The 17,254-nt window shown below is 66.7% G+C and carries 18 protein-coding genes; 8 read left to right on the top strand and 10 right to left on the bottom strand.

The window, feature by feature from the left end; genetic code table 11:
* Positions 1 to 226: 226 nt before the first annotated feature.
* Entirely contained in the window at positions 227 to 397 is a 171-nt protein-coding gene (locus G0D83_RS31820) for a hypothetical protein (RefSeq protein ID WP_193989112.1), read from the top strand.
* Positions 398 to 718: 321 nt separating this feature from the next.
* Here the strand turns inward: G0D83_RS31820 and G0D83_RS04900 are convergent, their stop codons facing one another.
* Genes G0D83_RS04900 through G0D83_RS04920 form a run of 5 tightly spaced genes read right to left on the bottom strand, consistent with a single transcriptional unit; the run spans position 719 to position 5,600 of the window.
* A complete protein-coding gene (locus tag G0D83_RS04900) occupies positions 719 to 2,206 on the bottom strand; it encodes an aldo/keto reductase (RefSeq protein WP_164190093.1) in 1,488 nt (495 codons plus the stop codon).
* Complete coding sequence (locus G0D83_RS04905) at positions 2,199 to 3,185, bottom strand: branched-chain amino acid ABC transporter permease (protein ID WP_108970742.1); 987 nt, start codon at positions 3,183 to 3,185, stop codon at positions 2,199 to 2,201. The genes G0D83_RS04900 and G0D83_RS04905 overlap by 8 nt, the downstream gene beginning before the upstream one ends.
* On the bottom strand, positions 3,182 to 4,096 hold the full coding sequence (locus G0D83_RS04910) for a branched-chain amino acid ABC transporter permease (protein ID WP_164190095.1): 915 nt from the start codon (positions 4,094 to 4,096) through the stop codon (positions 3,182 to 3,184). The genes G0D83_RS04905 and G0D83_RS04910 overlap by 4 nt, the downstream gene beginning before the upstream one ends.
* The gene (locus G0D83_RS04915) at positions 4,093 to 4,827 is read right to left on the bottom strand and encodes an ABC transporter ATP-binding protein (protein WP_164190097.1); all 735 of its coding nucleotides are present in this window, start codon (positions 4,825 to 4,827) and stop codon (positions 4,093 to 4,095) included. Before G0D83_RS04915 ends, G0D83_RS04910 begins: the two co-directional genes overlap by 4 nt.
* The gene (locus tag G0D83_RS04920) at positions 4,824 to 5,600 is read right to left on the bottom strand and encodes an ABC transporter ATP-binding protein (protein ID WP_164190099.1); all 777 of its coding nucleotides are present in this window, start codon (positions 5,598 to 5,600) and stop codon (positions 4,824 to 4,826) included. The genes G0D83_RS04915 and G0D83_RS04920 overlap by 4 nt, the downstream gene beginning before the upstream one ends.
* A gap of 123 nt (positions 5,601 to 5,723) precedes the next feature.
* Between G0D83_RS04920 and G0D83_RS04925 the strand changes: the two genes are divergently transcribed.
* From G0D83_RS04925 to G0D83_RS04940, 4 genes are read left to right on the top strand one after another with little or no spacing between them, the layout of a single operon-like run.
* On the top strand, positions 5,724 to 6,440 hold the full coding sequence (locus G0D83_RS04925; protein ID WP_164190101.1) for a GntR family transcriptional regulator: 717 nt from the start codon (positions 5,724 to 5,726) through the stop codon (positions 6,438 to 6,440).
* Positions 6,433 to 6,777, top strand: coding sequence for a TIGR04076 family protein (locus tag G0D83_RS04930; RefSeq protein WP_108970737.1), 345 nt, complete (start codon positions 6,433 to 6,435; stop codon positions 6,775 to 6,777). The genes G0D83_RS04925 and G0D83_RS04930 overlap by 8 nt, the downstream gene beginning before the upstream one ends.
* Position 6,778: 1 nt before the next feature.
* A complete protein-coding gene (locus tag G0D83_RS04935) occupies positions 6,779 to 7,834 on the top strand; it encodes an aldo/keto reductase (RefSeq protein WP_203594876.1) in 1,056 nt (351 codons plus the stop codon).
* Between the two features lie 50 nt (positions 7,835 to 7,884).
* Positions 7,885 to 9,141, top strand: coding sequence for an ABC transporter substrate-binding protein (locus tag G0D83_RS04940; RefSeq protein ID WP_164190103.1), 1,257 nt, complete (start codon positions 7,885 to 7,887; stop codon positions 9,139 to 9,141).
* Between the two features lie 180 nt (positions 9,142 to 9,321).
* Here the strand turns inward: G0D83_RS04940 and G0D83_RS04945 are convergent, their stop codons facing one another.
* The 4 genes from G0D83_RS04945 to G0D83_RS04960 form a co-directional block, all read right to left on the bottom strand.
* The gene (locus G0D83_RS04945) at positions 9,322 to 10,824 is read right to left on the bottom strand and encodes a tripartite tricarboxylate transporter permease (RefSeq protein WP_164190105.1); all 1,503 of its coding nucleotides are present in this window, start codon (positions 10,822 to 10,824) and stop codon (positions 9,322 to 9,324) included.
* 9 nt (positions 10,825 to 10,833) lie between these two features.
* A complete protein-coding gene (locus G0D83_RS04950) occupies positions 10,834 to 11,265 on the bottom strand; it encodes a tripartite tricarboxylate transporter TctB family protein (protein ID WP_164190107.1) in 432 nt (143 codons plus the stop codon).
* Positions 11,262 to 12,239, bottom strand: a complete 978-nt coding sequence (locus tag G0D83_RS04955) for a tripartite tricarboxylate transporter substrate binding protein (RefSeq protein ID WP_108970733.1) — start codon at positions 12,237 to 12,239, stop codon at positions 11,262 to 11,264. Before G0D83_RS04955 ends, G0D83_RS04950 begins: the two co-directional genes overlap by 4 nt.
* A 68-nt stretch (positions 12,240 to 12,307) precedes the next feature.
* Positions 12,308 to 13,027 (bottom strand): GntR family transcriptional regulator, encoded by a 720-nt coding sequence (locus tag G0D83_RS04960; RefSeq protein WP_164190109.1) that lies wholly within the window; start codon positions 13,025 to 13,027, stop codon positions 12,308 to 12,310.
* Positions 13,028 to 13,103: 76 nt separating this feature from the next.
* On the opposite strand from G0D83_RS04960, the gene G0D83_RS04965 reads away from it, so the two are divergent.
* The 3 genes from G0D83_RS04965 (at position 13,104) to G0D83_RS04975 (ending at position 15,954) form a co-directional block, all read left to right on the top strand.
* Positions 13,104 to 14,069 carry a hydroxymethylglutaryl-CoA lyase gene (locus tag G0D83_RS04965; RefSeq protein ID WP_164190111.1) on the top strand — a complete coding sequence of 322 codons (966 nt, stop codon included), beginning with the start codon at positions 13,104 to 13,106 and terminating at the stop codon, positions 14,067 to 14,069.
* Positions 14,066 to 15,232: a CaiB/BaiF CoA-transferase family protein gene (locus tag G0D83_RS04970; RefSeq protein WP_235939519.1), complete on the top strand. Its 1,167-nt coding sequence runs from the start codon at positions 14,066 to 14,068 to the stop codon at positions 15,230 to 15,232. Before G0D83_RS04965 ends, G0D83_RS04970 begins: the two co-directional genes overlap by 4 nt.
* Positions 15,233 to 15,324: 92 nt before the next feature.
* Positions 15,325 to 15,954 carry a glutathione S-transferase family protein gene (locus G0D83_RS04975; protein ID WP_164190114.1) on the top strand — a complete coding sequence of 210 codons (630 nt, stop codon included), beginning with the start codon at positions 15,325 to 15,327 and terminating at the stop codon, positions 15,952 to 15,954.
* A gap of 145 nt (positions 15,955 to 16,099) precedes the next feature.
* On the opposite strand, the gene G0D83_RS04980 is transcribed toward G0D83_RS04975, so the two are convergent.
* Positions 16,100 to 17,131 (bottom strand): LacI family DNA-binding transcriptional regulator, encoded by a 1,032-nt coding sequence (locus tag G0D83_RS04980; RefSeq protein ID WP_164190116.1) that lies wholly within the window; start codon positions 17,129 to 17,131, stop codon positions 16,100 to 16,102.
* Between the last annotated feature and the right edge of the window lie 123 nt (positions 17,132 to 17,254).

Below are 17,254 nucleotides of genomic sequence, written 5' to 3' on the forward strand. Positions count from 1 at the left end.
TCGCAATATATACGACAGATGGCGCAGAATTCAAGATGGTGGCGGGGCGGCGGGAATGCCTCGAAAATGTGGGACAAAGCCCTTTGCCGAGTTCTTGCTTTGTGCTAGGAGGGGTCTCCGCCAGAAAATTCGGCGGTCACCCGGACAACCAGCGCCTGCCAGTGGACGACACGTCTCGCCCTGCTGGGCTTGCCATGTCCGGGCCACAAAAAGGGAGAACAGTCACATGGGTATTTTCAGCCGCGAACAAACCACCGCCATTGAGCGACTGCTGCAGCAGGGCGTGTCCGATTTCGACATTGCCCAGAAAGTCTGCCCCGCCGGAGAGGATCCGGAGCTGCTGCTCGAGGCCGTTTCCATGCATCGCGATCGGCACGAGAAGGCCACCTCGGCCTGAAGCCGGCAAACATCCCTATTTCAGAGCCCGCCGGAGCGTTGCTCCGGCGGGCTCTTTGTTTCCGGGCGGAGCATGAAGGTGTCGGGCTCGCGCAGTGCCGGAATGGAGCCCCGGATGCCCGCCGCCTGCCCATGCTCTCCGCATCACCTCAGCACACCAAGCACCGCAGGCTGATGTGTCGGTGAGGACGGTTGCACGGTGATAGCGCCGTCGAGAGACGAAGCACGTGCAACGGCGTCTGGATTCCTTCCGCCACGCACGCGAAAACAGACAGCGGCCCCCTAGGGGACCGCGCGATGCCGTTCTCATGGGCGGGGAGGATTAGGCAGGCAGGATCGCCTCGGCCTCGATCTCAACGCGGTAGGGTCCGATCAGCTGAGCGACCTGCAGCAGGGTGTTGGCCGGGGGGTGATCAGCGAAGAAGCGCCCGTGCGCGACGGAGACCGCCTCGCAGTCCTCGGCATCGACCAGGTAAACCCGGGTGCGCACCACGTGTTCGGGTCCGGCACCATGGGCACGCAGGGCGGCGACGATCTTGTCGAGGATATAGGTCGTCTGCGCCCCGGCGTTGCCGGGCGCGACATTGTGAGAGTCTCCATGAGTCGCCGTGGTGCCGGACACGAGGATACGGTTGCCCACTTTCACCGCGCGGCAATAGCCGGCAATCGGCTCCCATTTCGAGCCGGTGAAGACCCGGGCGCGATCGGCAAGTGCAGCATCCGCCACGGCGGGATGGACCGGGGGGAGTTCGCTCAGGTGATGCGACAGGTCTCCGGAGGCGGTGAGGAAGGGCGGCTTGCGGTACTCGTCGCCGCAGTCGCCGGGCACCATGGTCATGCGCGCGAAGACCGCGCCGAGCTTCGCGTGATCCTCGGCGTCCAGTGAAAACCCGAACACCTGCAGGTTGTCGGCGCGGTGCTCGGCTTCGGTGATGCGGGCGCCGATGATCGTCGCGGCGACCGAGGGGGTGTCGAGCACCCAGCGCGAGGCGACGTTCGACAGCGACACGCCGTGTTTCTGGCCGATCTCATGCGCCGCCGCGAGCAATTCCTGAAAGATCTCCCAGCCCCCGGCCACGTCGATGAACCGCTTGTATTTCATCCGCGACCAATCGGGGATGTCGCGCGGTTCGGGCTTGCCCAGCCATTTCTCGGAGATGAAGCCGCCGCAGAGCGTGCCATAGGCCAGCAGCTTGACCCCCCAGCGCTTGCAGAGCGCGGTCAGGGCGCCGGCGGCACGGCGGTCAACCAGGGAGAAGCTCACTTGGTTCGAGACGATTTCGATGCCCTCGGCCAGCGCCACCTCGAGATGGGCGGCGTCGAAGTTGGTCACCCCTATGGCACCGATCAACCCCTCGGCGCGCAGCGCCTCGATTTCGCGCAGGGCATCGAGCCAGCGCGGATCCTCGAAGCTCCACCAGTGGAATTGCAGCAGGTCGATGCGCTTGGTGCGCAGCCGGTCAAGGCGATCCTGAATCCCGGCGCGGACGATCTCCGGCGTCATTGGACCGGGCTCGGGGCACCACTTGGTGAAAGCGGTGACGTGCGCCATGCCGGGACGTGAGGTCAGCTCTCCGGTGATCACCTCGGCCGAGCCGTAGTGGTCGGCCATGTCAAAGCTGTCAAACCCCGCCGCGGCATAGGCCTGAAGCCGGTCAGCGGCCTTCACAGGATCGAGCGTGCTGCCGTCCTTTTCGAGGTCGGCGACCTGCCACAGGCCGCAAACGAGGCGTGCGATGTTCAGGCCCGGCGCGAGATCGACGCGCGGCAGGGCAGGGGAGGCGCCGGCGGAAAGGCGGGTGTCAGGCATTTGTCTCGGTTCCTTCGGAAATCTTGGGGGCAGTGCGGGTCTTGCGCCGCCGCAGGGTGCCAGCCTCGCCGAGCAGGCCGCGCGGACGCAGCAGCAGCACGGCGCAGAGCGCGGCGCCGATCATGACGATCTGCAACGAGGCGGCGCGCGCTTGCTGCTCGGTGGGGAAGAGCGCGCTGACGGCCGAGCCGGAGACGGCCCAGATCGCCCAGACGAGAACAGCACCGAGGATCGCGCCGCGCATGTTGCCCGAACCGCCGACGATCAGCATGGTCCAGACCTGGAAGGTCAGGATCGGCAGGTAGTTGTCGGGGGCGATGAAGCCGATGAAATGGCCCTGCGCCGCGCCGCCGAGGCCCATGACGAAACCGCCGATGGCGAAGGCCTGGAGCCGGTAGGTCACCGGGTTCTTTCCCAGGGCGCGCGCCGCCGTTTCATCCTCGCGCAGCGCCCGCAGGACGCGGCCCCAGGGGGAGCGGACGAGATGCTCGAGCGCGAGGTAGCACAGCAGCACTGTGACGATCATCACCAGAAGGTTGGCGAGCGCGAAAAGGTCGGCATCGCCCTGCAGCGAGCCGAAGGGGCGGGGGATGAAGCCGACGCCGAAGGGGCCGCCGGTGAGCCCCTCGAGGTTCAGCAGCGCCAGCTGAATGACCACCGCGGCGCCGAATGTGGCGATGGCGAGATAATCCGAGCGCAGCCGCAAGGTCAGCGCACCGATGCCGAGGCACAGCAGCCCCGCGGCCAGCCCACCGCCGAGCCAGCCGACGACCATCGGAAGCTCGAAACCGCCGATGCGGCCGTCGATCGGCGGGGTGGTCAGGATTGCCGAGACATAGGCGCCCACGGCGACAAAACCCGCGACGCCGACGTTGAAGAGGCCCGTCTGGCCCCATTGAAGGTTCAGCCCGAGGCAGATGACCGCATAGGTCAGCGCCATGGTCAGGAAGAAGGCCGCGTAGGAGAGCAGGTCGATCATGCGGTGACCTTTCCGAAGATGCCCTGCGGGCGCAGCAGCAGGACTGCGACGAGGATGACGAAGGACACGGCCGCGCGCCATTCCGCGCCGATGAGTTGGACAGTCAGCGCCTCGGTCAGCCCGACGATCAACCCCGCCAGCATGGCGCCCGGAACCGAGCCGATGCCTCCGAGGATCGCCGCGGCGAAGAGCGGCAGAAGCAGGTCATGTCCCATGGTTGGCCGGATTTGCACCACCACGCCGGACATGATCCCTGCCACAGCGGCGAGCGCCGCGCCGAGCATCCAGACCATGCGGATCACCGCGCGGGTGTCGATGCCGACCAGCGCCGAGAGCTGCGGATCCTCCGAGACCGCGCGCATCGAGCGGCCCGCGGCGGTGCGGGTCAGCAACAGGTGCACGAGCACCACGAGCACCACCCCAAGTGCCACGACCAGCAACTGGTCGGGGGTGGCGCGCAGGCCGGGCAGGATCTCGCGGCTGATCTGCAGGGCGTTCGAAAAGTACTTCGGACTCGAGGTATAGGCGAACTCCAGCAGGTTGCGCAGCGCCAGCGCCGCGCCGAAGGAGGTCATCACGAGAATGATTGTCACCGCGCCCGAGCGGCGCAGCCGCCCGAAGAGCAGCCAGTCGACCGCAAGCGCCAGCGCGGCGGTCAACATTATCGACCCGGCCATGGCAATGGGCACCGACCAGCCGAAGCTGAACGGCCCCAGCGGGGTGCCCAGCCCGGGCAGCAGCGCCCCGAGCGCCCCGCTGACCGTCAGCGCGAGGTAGGCGCCCCAGCTCAACAGCTCGCCGTGCGCGAAATTCGCAAAGCGCAGGATCGCGTAGGTCAGGGTCACGCCGATGGCGCCGAGGCCGATGATCGCCCCGTTGACAAGCCCATCCATGATCGGCTGCAGCATCATGCCTGTGCCTCCTTCTGGTGACCGCCGAGATAGAGGTCCGCCACGATCGGGTCGTTGGCGAGCGCATCCGATGGCGCATCATGTGCCACTCGGCCTTCGACCAGAACCACGCCGCGGCTGGCGATCTCGAGCCCCGCCCGCACGTTCTGTTCCACCAGCAGGATGGTCGTGCCCTTGCCGTTGATTTCTCGCAGCCGGTCGAAGACCTCCGAGACCATCAGCGGCGACAGGCCCGCAGAGGGCTCGTCGAGGATCAGAACCTCGGGATCGATGATCAGCGCGCGTGCCACGGCCAGCATCTGCCGCTGCCCGCCCGAGAGGCCGCCCGCGCGGGTGCCGGGGCGACGGGCGAGGTCGGAGAAGGTGTCCATCATCGCGGAGATCCTCTCTGCGCGCTCTTGCTTTGGCAGGATTTGCGCGGCGAGTTGCAGGTTCTCGCGGATTGTCATCCGGGCGAAGATGTTCTCGGTCTGCGGCACAAAGGCCAGCCCATGCCGCAGGCGCAGATGGGCGGGCAAGGCAGAGATTTCCTCGCCTTTCAGGGTGACCGATCCGCCATGAACGGGCACCAGTCCGGCCACGGTCTTCACCAGTGTCGACTTGCCCGCGCCGTTGGGACCGAGCAGCACGACGAATTCGCCGTCCGCCACCGTCAGATCGACGCCTTTCAGGATCGACAGATCGGGCTGGTAGCCGGCCGCGAGACCGCGGACTCGCAATAGCTCGCTCATGCGGCATCCCCCAGATAGGCGCGCACCACCTCGGGATCGCGGATCACCGCGCCCGGGGCGCCCTGCGCCAGCTCGCGGCCAAGCGCCATGACCACGACGCGGGAACAGAGCCGCGCCACCATGTCCATGTTGTGCTCGATCAGCAGGATCGACACGCCCTGCGCGTTGAGGTCCACGATCCGCGCCATGATCTGCTCGAGCAGCGAGGGGTTTACCCCGGCGGCGGGCTCGTCGAGCAGGATCACCCTGGGGTCGGCCATGAGGATCCGCGCCAATTCCAGCAGCTTGCGCTGGCCGCCGGAGAGCACGCTTGCGGGTTGATCGACCAGATGGGTGAGCAACAGGAAATCGATGATGTGGCGGGCCTTCTCCAGTGCCCGCGCTTCATCCCGGCGCGAGGCACCGATGCGGAAGGCGGCGCCGAAGACGCTTTCGCCGCTCTGCTTCTGCGCGCCGCAAAGGACGTTTTCGAGCACGCTCATCCGCGGGAAGGGGCGGGGGATTTGAAAAGTCCGGCCCAGCCCGCGGCCGAGGCGCTTCTCGGCGCCCTCGGCGGTCACGTCGCTGCCCATGAGTTCGATCCGCCCGGCAGAGGGGGGCAGCGAGCCTGCGAGCATGTTGAACATCGTGGTCTTGCCCGCGCCGTTCGGCCCGATCAGGCCCAGCAGTTCGCCTGGGGCCAGCGAGAGGGACATGTCGTCTACCGCCTGGATTCCCTGGAACCTGCGGCAAAGGCCATGCGCCGAGAGGACCGCGCCTCGGGTCGTATCCATTCCAATTTCCCTGTGGCCGCCGAGACCGGCGTTGCGCTCGGCAGAATTGTATCTTTGATCAAAGATTATTGACACGGATCTAGGATGCAAGCCAAAAACGTTTGAACGGAGTGGCGAGGACAGATGAGCGACACCGAAACGGACCACATGACGGTTCCCGGTCTGGGCCGCGTGGGGCGCGCGTCGCTGCAGCAGCGCGTCTACGAGGAGCTGACCAAATCGCTGATCCACGGGGCCTTTGCCGCGGGGCAGGTGCTCCGCATGCAGGCCGTGGCCGACACCCTGGGCGTGTCGATCATGCCGGTGCGCGAGGCGCTTGGTCGGCTGGGGACGGAAGGCGCGCTCGAGGTCATGCCGAACCGCTCGACCCGGGTTCCGCTGATCACCGAGGCGCGACTCGACGATCTCTCGCGCGCCCGCTGCCTCATCGAGGGCGAGTTGGTGCGCCTTGCCGCGGCGCAGATTGCGCCCGAAACGATCGAGCTGCTGCGGCAGCAGACGCAGGCTTGCGAGGACGCGTTTGTTCGGCTCGCTCCCGAGCATGCCACCGAGACTTCTGTGCTGAACCATGAGTTCCACTTCACGATCTATCGCGCTGCCGGCTCTGACGTGCTGCTGCCCATCGTGCGCAGCCTTTGGATGCAGTCGGGACCCTTCGTCCGGGCCTCGGCGATCATCTACGGGCGCAACCCGTCGCTGACCGCGGTGCATCATCACTGGGCGCTGATCGCCGCGCTCGAGGCCGGAGATGCGGAGGCTGCCGTCGCCGCGCTGCATGCCGACATTACCCAATCTTTCGACCTGATCCGCGCTGACATGAAGAAGGCCCAAGATGACTGACGACAGCTTCGAACTCTGGGACCTGAAGGTCGAAGTGGTCGCCCCCGAAGGCGGTGCGATCTATTGCAATGCCAAGCCCGGCGACTGGTTCGAGCTTCGCGGAGAGATGCTGTACCTGCCGCCGGGGCAGGGGTTCTCGGTCTACTCGCTGGCGTCTGTCTTGCCGCTGCTCGCGGCAAAGCAGCGCCAGACCCACCCCAACGACTGGATGAGCACCGACGCCGAAGTGGCCTGCCCGGACCCCAACTGCTCGACCCGGCTGCGCATCACCCGCATCGGCAAGCGGCAGTTCAGCCATGCCGAGACCACCGCCGTTCCGCTGCCCAAGGAGAGATGACATGACCCTGCCGCGCACCACACTGGCCCCCGGCTACGAGATTTCGCGCGTGATCCGCGGCGGCTGGCAGCTGGCCGGTGGCCATGGCCAGATCGACCGTGCCGAGGCGGTGGAGGATCTGATCGCCGCCGCAGAGGCCGGCATCACCACCTTCGACTGCGCCGACATCTACACCGGTGTCGAGGCAATCATCGGCGCCTTCCGTGCCGAATATGCCAATCGGCATGGAGCCGAGGCGCTGTCGCGGATTCGCGTTCATACCAAATGCGTGCCCGATCTCGACAAGCTTGGCCGGCTGACCCGGCCCATGCTGCGCGAAACCGTGGCCCGCTCGGCGATGCGGCTCGGCGTGCAGAGCCTCGATCTCGTGCAATTCCACTGGTGGGACTATGCGCAGGGCGACTGGCTGCAGGCGGCGCATTGGCTCAAGGAATTCCAGGATGAGGGGCTGATCCAGCTTCTCTCCGGCACCAATTTCGACACCGATCACGTGGCAGCCATGTTCGATGCGGGCATTCGGCTGGCGACGCTGCAGACGCAATATTCTCTGCTCGATCGCCGCCCCGAGAAGCGGATGGCGGGGCTGGCGGCCGAGAAGGGGATGCAGTTCCTCTGCTACGGCACCGTTGCGGGCGGCTTCCTGTCCGACCGCTGGCTTGGCGAGCCCGATCCCGAAGGCGAGATGGAGAACCGCTCGCTGACCAAATACCACCTGATCATCCAGGACTTCGGCGGCTGGGACCTCTTCCAGAGCCTCTTGGAAACTCTGCGCACCATCGCCGACGCCCATGGCTGCGACGTGGCGACCGTGGCCTCTGCCGCGGTGCTGACCCGGCCGCAGGTCGCCGGCGTCATCGTCGGCGCGCGCAACCGCAGCCATCTCGCGGCGAACCTGAGGGTCGGTGAGGTCACGCTGACCGCCGCCGACATGGCCGCAATCGACGCCGTACTGGCGCAGGCCCGGCAGCTCGAGGGCGATGTCTACACGCTCGAGCGCGACCGCCACGGCCGCCACGGCTCGATCATGAAATACAACCTCAACAAAGAAGAGGCCTGAGCCTCCGATCCCAGCCCGAAACGGGCGCCTTCCAACAGGAGCATCCTGAAATGAAACATCTTCTTCTTGCCTCCGCTGCGGCCGCCGCCCTGGCGTCCGGGGCCATGGCCCAAGATTGCGAGGTCGAGGTCGGCATGGTCATGGAACTGACCGGCCCGGCTGGCGTCTACGGTCAGGCCGGGGCAAAGGCCGTGGACATGGCCTTCCGCGACATCAACGAGGCCGGCGGCGTGCTGGGCTGCAAGATCACCTCGGACACCCGCGACAGCCAGAGCCAGGGCAACGTCGCCGTCGACCAGGCGACGCAGCTCGTCAACATCGGCAAGGTGCCGGTGCTGATCGGCGGAATCATCTCTTCGGTCTCGATCCCGATCCTGACCTCGGTCACCGGGCCTGCGGGCGTGGTGCAAGTCTCGCCGGCCTCCTCCTCGCCGACGCTGACGCAGCTCGGCCAGGACGGCAAGACCGGCGGCTACTTCTTCCGCACCATAACCTCGGATGCACTGCAGGGCACCGCGGCGGCGCAATACGCCATCGACCAAGGTCTGAACAAGCTCGCCATCATCCACGTGAACAACGATTTCGGCGTCAACATGATGCGGGAGTTCAAGAAGGCCTATGAGGCCCTCGGCGGCGAGATCACCTCGGTCACGCCCTACAACGAGAAGCAGGCGAACTACTCCTCGGAAGCGACCGCGGCACTCAAGGGCGACCCCGAAAGCCTCTACCTGATCTCTTACCCGGTGGATGGCGCGACCATCGCGCGGGCATGGATTTCCTCCGGCGGGCCGCAAAGTTTCCTGCTGAACGACGGCATGAACTCGACGGACTTCATCAGCGCGGTCGGGGCGCAATACCTCGACGGCGCCTACGGCACCTCGTCGGGGACCTCCGAGACCGCGTCGACCACCTATTTCTACGACAATTTTGCCGAGTTCTCCGGCGGCATCGCGCCCGACGCGCCGGCGGCGGACCGCTCCTATGATGCCGGCGCCATCGTCGCGCTGGCCATCGCGCAGGCGGGCGAGGCCTCGGCCGACGCGATCCGCGACGCGATCCCGCAGGTCACGGGCACCGAGGGCGAGCCGATCTACGCCGGTCCCGAGGAGTTCAAGAAGGCGCTCGAGCTGATCAAGGCCGGCGAGAAGATCCGGTATGAAGGCGTGATCGGCCCGGTGGTCTTTGACGAGTATGGCGATATCACCGGCCCGTTCCGCCTGTGGAAGATCACCGATGGCGAGGTGGTGACCTCCGGCACGATGTCGCCGGAAGAGGTTGCGCAGGTGAAGTCCGCGATCAGCGAGTAAGCTACCGTCGATAAAGAGAAACGCCCCGGTCTTGCCCGGGGCGTTTTTGCATGTGGCCCGGTGCGGGCCTTGGTTTGCGCGAGGGCCCCGGGCTGCCGCGGCCTTGGCCATCGTGCGGCCCGGCGCAGAGCAAGCGCGTGCCTGGGTGCCGGGCGAAAGCCGCGGCACATTGCGGGCGGATCAGTCCGCCAGCGGCGGAGTTCGTCGGCGCATGGCGATGCCGAAGGAGAAGAGCAGCATCAGCGCGGTGAAGCCGTAAATCACCAGCGCGATGGGGCTTTGCAGCAGGATGCCGAAGTCTCCCCCCGAAATCGACAGCGCCCGGCGCAGGTTGTTCTCCATATCGGCGCCAAGCAGCAGCCCGAGAACCACCGGCACCAACGAGATCTCGAACTTGCGCAGGGCGTAGCCGAGCAGGCCAAAGCCGATCATCACGAAGAGATCGAAGCTCGAATGGCTGATCGAATAGATCCCGATGAAGCTGACCATCACGACGATCGGCATCAGCAGCCACTGCGGCAGCGACAGCAGGCGGGTGAAGATGCCCACCATCGGCACGTTGAGCAGTAGCAGCACGAGGTTGGCGAGATAGAGCGCCGCGATCAGGCCCCAGACGAGGTCCGGCTGGCGCTCGAAGAGCAATGGGCCGGGCTGGATGTTGAGGGAGACGAGCAGCGCCAGCATCACCGCCGTTGTACCGGAGCCGGGCACGCCCAGCGTCAGCATCGGGATGAGAGCGCCGCCGGAGGCGGCATTGTTGCCTGCCTCCGGCGCGGCGATGCCCCGCGGGTCGCCGGTGCCGAAGGTCCCGTTCTTGTCGCTGATCTGCTTTTCGGTGCTGTAGGAGACGAAAGCCCCGAGGGAGGCACCGGCGCCGGGCAGAACGCCGCAGACAAAGCCGATCACCGAGCCGCGCAGCGCAGCGGGGAAGCCCTCGAAGACCTCGCGCAGCCGGGGCAGGGCGCGGCCGAGCTTGGCGGGCCCGGCACCAGAGGTGGCGTGGCTCTCGAAATACATGATGATCTCGCTGACCGCGAAAAGGCCGACGATGGCGACGATGGGATCGAAGCCATCATAGAGGTGGTACGACCCGAAGGTGTAGCGCGCCGTTCCGGTGGCCGGATCGAGCCCAACGCTGGCCAGCAGCAGACCCAGCACCGCCGCGAGCAGCGTCTTGAAGGGGTTCACCCCGGTCACCCCGCCGATGGTGGCAAAGGCCATGACGTAGAGCGCGAAGTAATCCGCCGGCCCGAAGTGGATCGCCGCCTTTGCCAGCAGTGGCGCGAAGAAGGTCAGCCCGAGCGTGGCAAAGGTTGCGCCGGTGAAGGACGCCACTGCGGAAATGCCAAGGGCCTTGGCCGCCTGCCCCTTTCGGGCCATGGGGTAGCCGTCGAGCGTGGTCATGATCGCGGGCTCGTCGCCGGGGATGTTGAGCATGATCGAGCTGATCCGACCGCCGTACATGCACCCATAGTAGATACAGGACAGCATGATCAGCGCCGAGCCGGGCTCGAGCTTCATGGCGAAAGCGACGGGGATCAGGATCGCCACGCCGTTCACCGGGCCAAGTCCGGGCAGGGCGCCGATCAGCGTGCCGGCGAAGCAGCCGAAAACCGCGAGCGCGAGGTTGAGCGGCGTCACGGCGACGGCAAAGCCGCCGATGAGGGAGGTCAAGATGTCCATGAGGTCTCGCTAGCCGAAGAATGCAGGCGCGAAGGGCAAGGGCAGTCCCAGCACCCTGTCGAAGATCACGAAGAGCGACACGCCCACCGCCGCGCCGGTCAGCGTCGCTTTGGCCGGACCGGCACCGAAGAGCAGCGCGAGGCAGGCGGTGCCGAGCGTCGTGGAGAGAGGGAAGCCGAGCGGCTCGAGCAGCAGCACGTAGCACGCCAGCACGGTCACGGTGGCGACCTGCCGGGCCAGCGCCGGGCGCGACTGGGCCTTGGGGTTCGGATCGGGGCGCAGCATCAGCCCGAGGCTGAGGATGGCCGCCAGTGCGGCGACCATCTGCGGAAACACGGCGGGGCCCAGGGGATCCCCGAAACCCGCCTCATATCCGCGCGCAACCCAGAAGGCCGAGACCGAAATCACGAAGACCACGGCCCCGACGATGCGGTCGATCATTGGATGACACCAATGCTGCGCGAGATCTCTTCCATTTGCTTGGCCTGGTCCGCGACATAGGCCTCGAACTCCTCGCCGCCGCGCCAGACGGTGATCAGGCCGTTGCCCTCGGCCGCTTCCTTCCACTCCTTCGTGTCGAAGAGCGACTTCAGCTCGTCGACCCAGGCCTGGTAGTCCTCGTCCGAGACATCGCCGCCCGTGTAGAAGCCGCGCCAGTTGTAGCCGGTCACGTCAAGGCCCTGGTCCTTTGCGGTGGGCGCGTCGGGGAAGGCCGGAATCGGCTCGTCCGACAGGGCCGCGAGGATCTTGATGTCGCCCGATTCCACGAAGCCGGCAATCTCGCCGAGGTCGGTCGACACGGCTCCGACCTGACCGCCGAGCATCTGCGTCACGGCGGGGCTGCCGCCATCGAACTGTACCCAGCGGATTGCCTTGTAATCCTCGCCGGACATGCCCGCGGCATCGGCCAGCATCAACAGGCGGATGTGGTCCCAGCCCCCGGCGCCCGAGGAACCCGCCACCGGCACCGAGGTCGGGTCGGCCTTGAGCGCGTCGAGCAGGTCGCCGATGGTCTCATACTCGGAGTCCGCCGGCACGGTGATCACGCCCACGTCTGTGCCCAGCATGCCCACCCAGCGCATCACGTCGATTCCACCCGGGTACTTGCCCTGCGCGATCTGCGTCACGCCCACCGTCGAGGTGGCGACCAGGAGGTCGCCCTCGGAAGCGCGCTTGCCTGCCACATTGGCGAAGGCGACTGCACCCACGCCGCCGGGCATGTTGGTGACCTGAACCGTGCTCTCCTCGAGGCCGAGGTCGGTCAGCAGCCGTCCCACGGTGCGGCAGGTGAAGTCCCAACCGCCCCCGGGATCGGCCGGCGCGATGCATTCCGCCGCATTGGCGGTGACCGCGCTGACGCCGGTCAAGCCGGTGGCGAGCACCGCTCCGGTGATGAATTTGCGCAAATAGGACATGGTTCCTCCCTTTCGTCCTCTGGCCCAAGGGGCCGTTTTCACCGGGGTCTCCCTCCCCCGGGGTTGCCTCAATGCGTGTCGCCGTCACCCCTCTTGTGATCGACGACACCGCGCGTGCCCAGAAACCGGCGCGCGCCTTCCACAGCCTCGAGGATCTGGTCGCGCACCGCGCGGGTGTGCAGCCGGACCTTGCGGGCCGCCGCGTCCTCGTCACCAGCGGCGACGAGATCGAGGATTTCGCTATGTTCCTGCCACGCGGTCTCGCGCTGCGCGGCGTCGCTGGCCAGCAGCCAGCGCAGGCGCAGGGCGCGGCCGACCGCGGCGCGCACCGCGTCGCGCAGGAAGGGGTTGCCCGAGAGCGCGGCCAGCTCGACGTGCACGTCGAGCCCCGACGCGAGCCAGTCCTCGACCCGGAAATCGGTGCGTCCACGATCGACGGTGGCGCGCAACGCGGCCAGGGCCTCGGGGCTGGCGCGGCGGCAGGCAAGGCGTACCGCCGTATCTTCCAGCTCTTCGCGAAATTCGAAGAGGTCGCGGATTTCTTGCAGGTCTATGGGAGCGATCATGTAGCCGCCGCGCGGGTCGCGGTCGACCAGCCCCTCGGCGGTCAGCGCTGCCAGAGCCGCGCGGATCGGCGTCCGCGACATGCCGTAGCGGTCCTGCAGCGCGCGTTCCGAAACCGCCTCGCCCGGCGCAAAGGCCATCGACAGGATATCCTTCCGGATGTCCTGCAACGCGCGCTCCGCCTGCGGCAATGCCGCGCTGTCCGCTGCTTTGTCCGTCTTCATGGTCTAGATTGACCCTCCCTGCGAGAGTGGTATACCACGCCGGTAGACCACATCAACAGCTTTTGGAGGAGGGCTCATGACCAAGGTCACGCTGGAGGGGTTCCCCGAAAGAGTTCGGATCGTGGATGTCGGCCCCCGCGACGGGCTGCAGGCCTGGCCGGCCCCGGTTCCGACAGACGTGAAGATCGAGATGATCAACGGGCTGATCGCGGCGGGCGTGCCGCAGCTCGAGGTCACCTCCTTTGTCGCGCCGCGCGCGGTGCCGAACATGGCCGATGCCGCCGAGGTCATGGCCGCGATCGACCGCAGCCACGGTGCCGAGCTGACCGCGCTGGTGCCCAATGCCCGCGGCGCCGCCCGCGCCATCGAGGCCGGGGTCGATGCGATGGTGGTGTTCCTCTCGGCCTCCGAGAGCCACAACCAGGCCAACGTAAACTGCTCCCGCGACGTGTCGCTGGCCGCCGCGGCCGAGATCGCCCGGATGGGGCAGGAGGCGGGCATCGCCGTCTACGGCGCCATTGCCACGGCCTTCGGCTGCCCCTTCGAGGGGGATGTCCCGGTCGCCGACATCGTGCATGTCGCCAAGGCTTATGCCGACAACGGTATCACCCGGATCTCGCTGGGCGATACCACCGGCATGGCAACGCCGCGTTTGGTGCAGGACCGTTGCCGGGCGCTGGCCGCCGAGGTGCCGCAGGCCGACGTTGCCTTGCATTTCCACAATACCCGGGGCGTTGGTCTTGCCTGCGCCTATGCCGGGCTGCGCGAGGGGATCACCCGCTATGAGGCGAGCGTCGCCGGGATCGGCGGCTGCCCCTTCGCCCCCGGCGCGACAGGCAATATCTGCACGGAGGATCTTGTCTACCTGCTGCACGAGAGCGGCGTGGAGACGGGCATCGACCTCGAGGCGCTGATCGATGTGGCGCGGCGCACCGAGGCGGCACTGGGCCAGAAACTTCCCGGACAGGTCATGAAGGCCGGCCCACGCCTGCGCCAGTACCGACGCGACGAGGTCCGCTCGTCGAGCGGGAGCCGCGCATGATGAGTGCCGATCTCAAGCCGCCGCTCGACGGGGTCCGGGTGATCGACCTGACCCGTGTGCTGTCGGGGCCGTTCTGTTCCATGTTGCTTGGTGACATGGGCGCCGAGGTGATCAAGATCGAGAGCCCGGCAGGCGATCCCGTGCGCGGTCAGGGGCACCACAAGGATGGGTTCTCGTGGTACTTCGCAGGGTTCAATCGCAACAAGAAATCGGTGGTGCTCGACCTCTATTCCGACGAGGGTCGCGCCGACCTTACGCGCTTGCTGGAAACCGCCGACGTGCTGGTCGAGAATTTCCGCCCCGGCGTGCTGGCCCGCATGGGGTTTCCGCCAGAGCGGCTCGAAGAGATCAACCCCCGGCTGGTGGTGGCCAGCGTCAACGGGTTCGGCTCGACCGGTCCATATACCGACCGCCCGGCCTTCGACTTCATCGCGCAGGCGATGAGCGGTTTCATGAGCGTCAACGGCCCCGAGGGCACGCCGCCTCTGCGCGCCGCCCAGCCGGTGACCGACCTCGTGGCCGGGCTCTACACCGCCTTCGGCATCGTCTCGGCGCTGCACGGGCGCAACCGCGATGGCGTCGGCCAAGCCGTCGAGACCTCGATGGTCAACGGCGTGTTGAGCATGATGGCCTATCTCGCCTCGGAGCATTTCGTCACCGGCGAGAACCCGCAGCGTACCGGCAACGACCATCCTCTGGTTGCGCCCTACGGGCTCTACAACGCCGCCGACGGTCAGATCGCCATTGCCGCCTCGAACGACCAGGTGCTGGGGCGACTGCTGGCCGAGATCGGCCTGCCGGACCTGCTGTCGGACCCGCGGTTTGACAGCAATGACAAGCGCTTTGCCCGCCGCAAGGAGTTGCACGGCATCCTCGACGCGGCGCTGGCGCATGACACCCGCGAGAGCTGGATCCTGCGTCTCAACAGGGCCGGAGTGCCGACAGGCAAGATTCAGACGCTGAAGGAGGTCTTCGCCGATCCGCAGATCCAGGCGCAGGAAATGGCGATCGATGTGCCGCATGGCGACGACCGGGGGACCGTGCGGATGCTCGGCTTCCCGGTAAAACTCAGCCGCACCCCTTGCGAAGCCCGGCTTCCGGCGCCGCGCCTTGGTGAGCATACCGAAGAGGTTCTGGCCGCACTTCAGGTCGACCGGGACTGAGAGAAACGTCGGCAAGGCGCATTTGGGCTCGGCATGCAACGTATGGTCGTCCTAGATTGGCCCGACGGAGCCATGGCGGAAAGGGCGCATGCATGATTGATTTTTACACGTGGTCCACGCCCAACGGGCGCAAGGTGTCGATCCTTCTCGAGGAGCTCGGTCTCGAGTACCGGGTGCATCCGGTCGACCTGCAATCGGGCGCGCAGAAGTCGCCCGAGTTCCTGGCGATCAATCCCAACGGCCGGATTCCTGCCATCGTCGATCAGGGGACCGGGCTCGCGCTGATGGAGTCGGGTGCGATCCTGTGGTACCTCGCCGAAAAGCACGGGGCGTTCCTTCCCGGGGCCTTGGATGCGCGCATGCAGGTGATGGGCTGGCTGATGTGGCAGATGGGCGGCTTCGGCCCGATGCTCGGACAGGCGCACCATTTCCTGCACTTCAATCCTGGCAAGTCAGCCTACGCCGAGGAGCGCTTCGGCGGCGAGGCACAGCGCCTCTACCGCGTGCTCGACAGTCAACTCGAAGGGCGCGCACATATCGTCGACGAATATTCCATCGCCGACATCGCCTGCTGGCCCTGGGTCGCGCGCTACGCGTGGCATGGCGTAAACTTGGCCGATTTCCCCAACGTGCGGGCGTGGTATCGACGCCTGCGCGCGCGCCCGGCTGTGCAGCGCGGCTACCAAGTCCCGGTGGACGTGGGCGAGATTCCGGCGGGGTGACCGCGCTCTCGGCCGCGCGTCTCGAAGGCGGGCGGTCGTGCCGGGGCCCGGGCACAGGGCAGGGCCCGAACCGGTCGCCCTGCGCTCCGCTTTTTCCTGAAGAGCGGCGGGCCGGGGCGCCTGGACTTGCGGCCCGCGTCCGCCGTCAGAGGACGCCGAGGTTTTCCCTGATGTAGATCTCGATCCGGATGCGCTCCTGTGAGGCCAGCGGCTCGCGCCCGTCGGTGCGTGCCTTGAGCACGCGGATGGCGCTGCGCACGAGGTGTCCGGGGTCCTGGGCGATCACCGCGTCGAGCGCGCCTTCGCGCAGCTTGTCCTCGCTGTAGCGCGTACGCTCATGCGCGATGATCACCTGGCACAGCGGGTCGGAAGATCTGCAGAGCGCCTCGAGCGGCTGGCGCGCCTCGGAGCTCATCAGGTAAGCGCCGACGATGTCCGGATGATTGGCATAGGAATTGGCGATCACCACCTGCGTGCGTTCAGGGTCGCCGTAGGTCTCGAGCGAGGGCAGGGCCGAGAGGTTCGGGAAGTCGTTGGTCAGAACCGTGTCGAAACCGAGCCGTCGCTCGACGCTGTCGAGCGAGTTCATCGTCTCGGACACCACGAGGATCTTGCCTTTCCGCTCGCCAAGAAACCGTCCCAGAAGCCGCCCGGCAGAGGCGCCCGCCGAGTTGTTGTCCACCCCGACGAAATCCACGGGCCGCAGGCCCGGCTGGCCGGTGATGAACTGAACCACCTCGACGCCACGCTCTTGGAGACGGGTGGTGGCATCCCGCACCTGAGGACTTTCGGGCGCCATGATTGCCACGCCGTCCACCAGCGCGGGCGAAACACGGGCAAGGGCCTTGGCGGTCACATGGGGGTCGTTCGACAGCACCCGGCGCATCGAGATCTCGAGCGCTTCGGAGAGGAAGGCGGCGCGCGATTCCTCGATGCGCTCGACCAGCGTGGAGAGGAAGTCATCCCCGGCCTCGGGTAGCAGGAACTGGAAACGATACCGCCGCCCGCGCGCGAGATTGGCGGCGGACTGGTTGCGGACAAAACCAATGCGTTCAATCGCTTCGTTGACGGTTTTCACCGTCTTCTCGCGCACGCCCGGTCGTCCGTTCAGCACGCGATCAACGGTCGCGAGGCTGACGCCTGCAGCTTTGGCGAGGTCTTTGGTGGTCGGGCGCATGGGGGACTCGGGCCTTGGATTTCTCCCGGAGTCTTCTTTGTTTTCAGGCGGAAAGCAACCTTCATGAGGTACGTGCCTCAGAAATGGTTTGATCTGAGGCACGTACCTCACTTACCCTTGGTA

It is taken from the genome of Salipiger sp. PrR003 (assembly GCF_010500785.1).
Lineage (GTDB): Bacteria > Pseudomonadota > Alphaproteobacteria > Rhodobacterales > Rhodobacteraceae > Salipiger > Salipiger pacificus_A.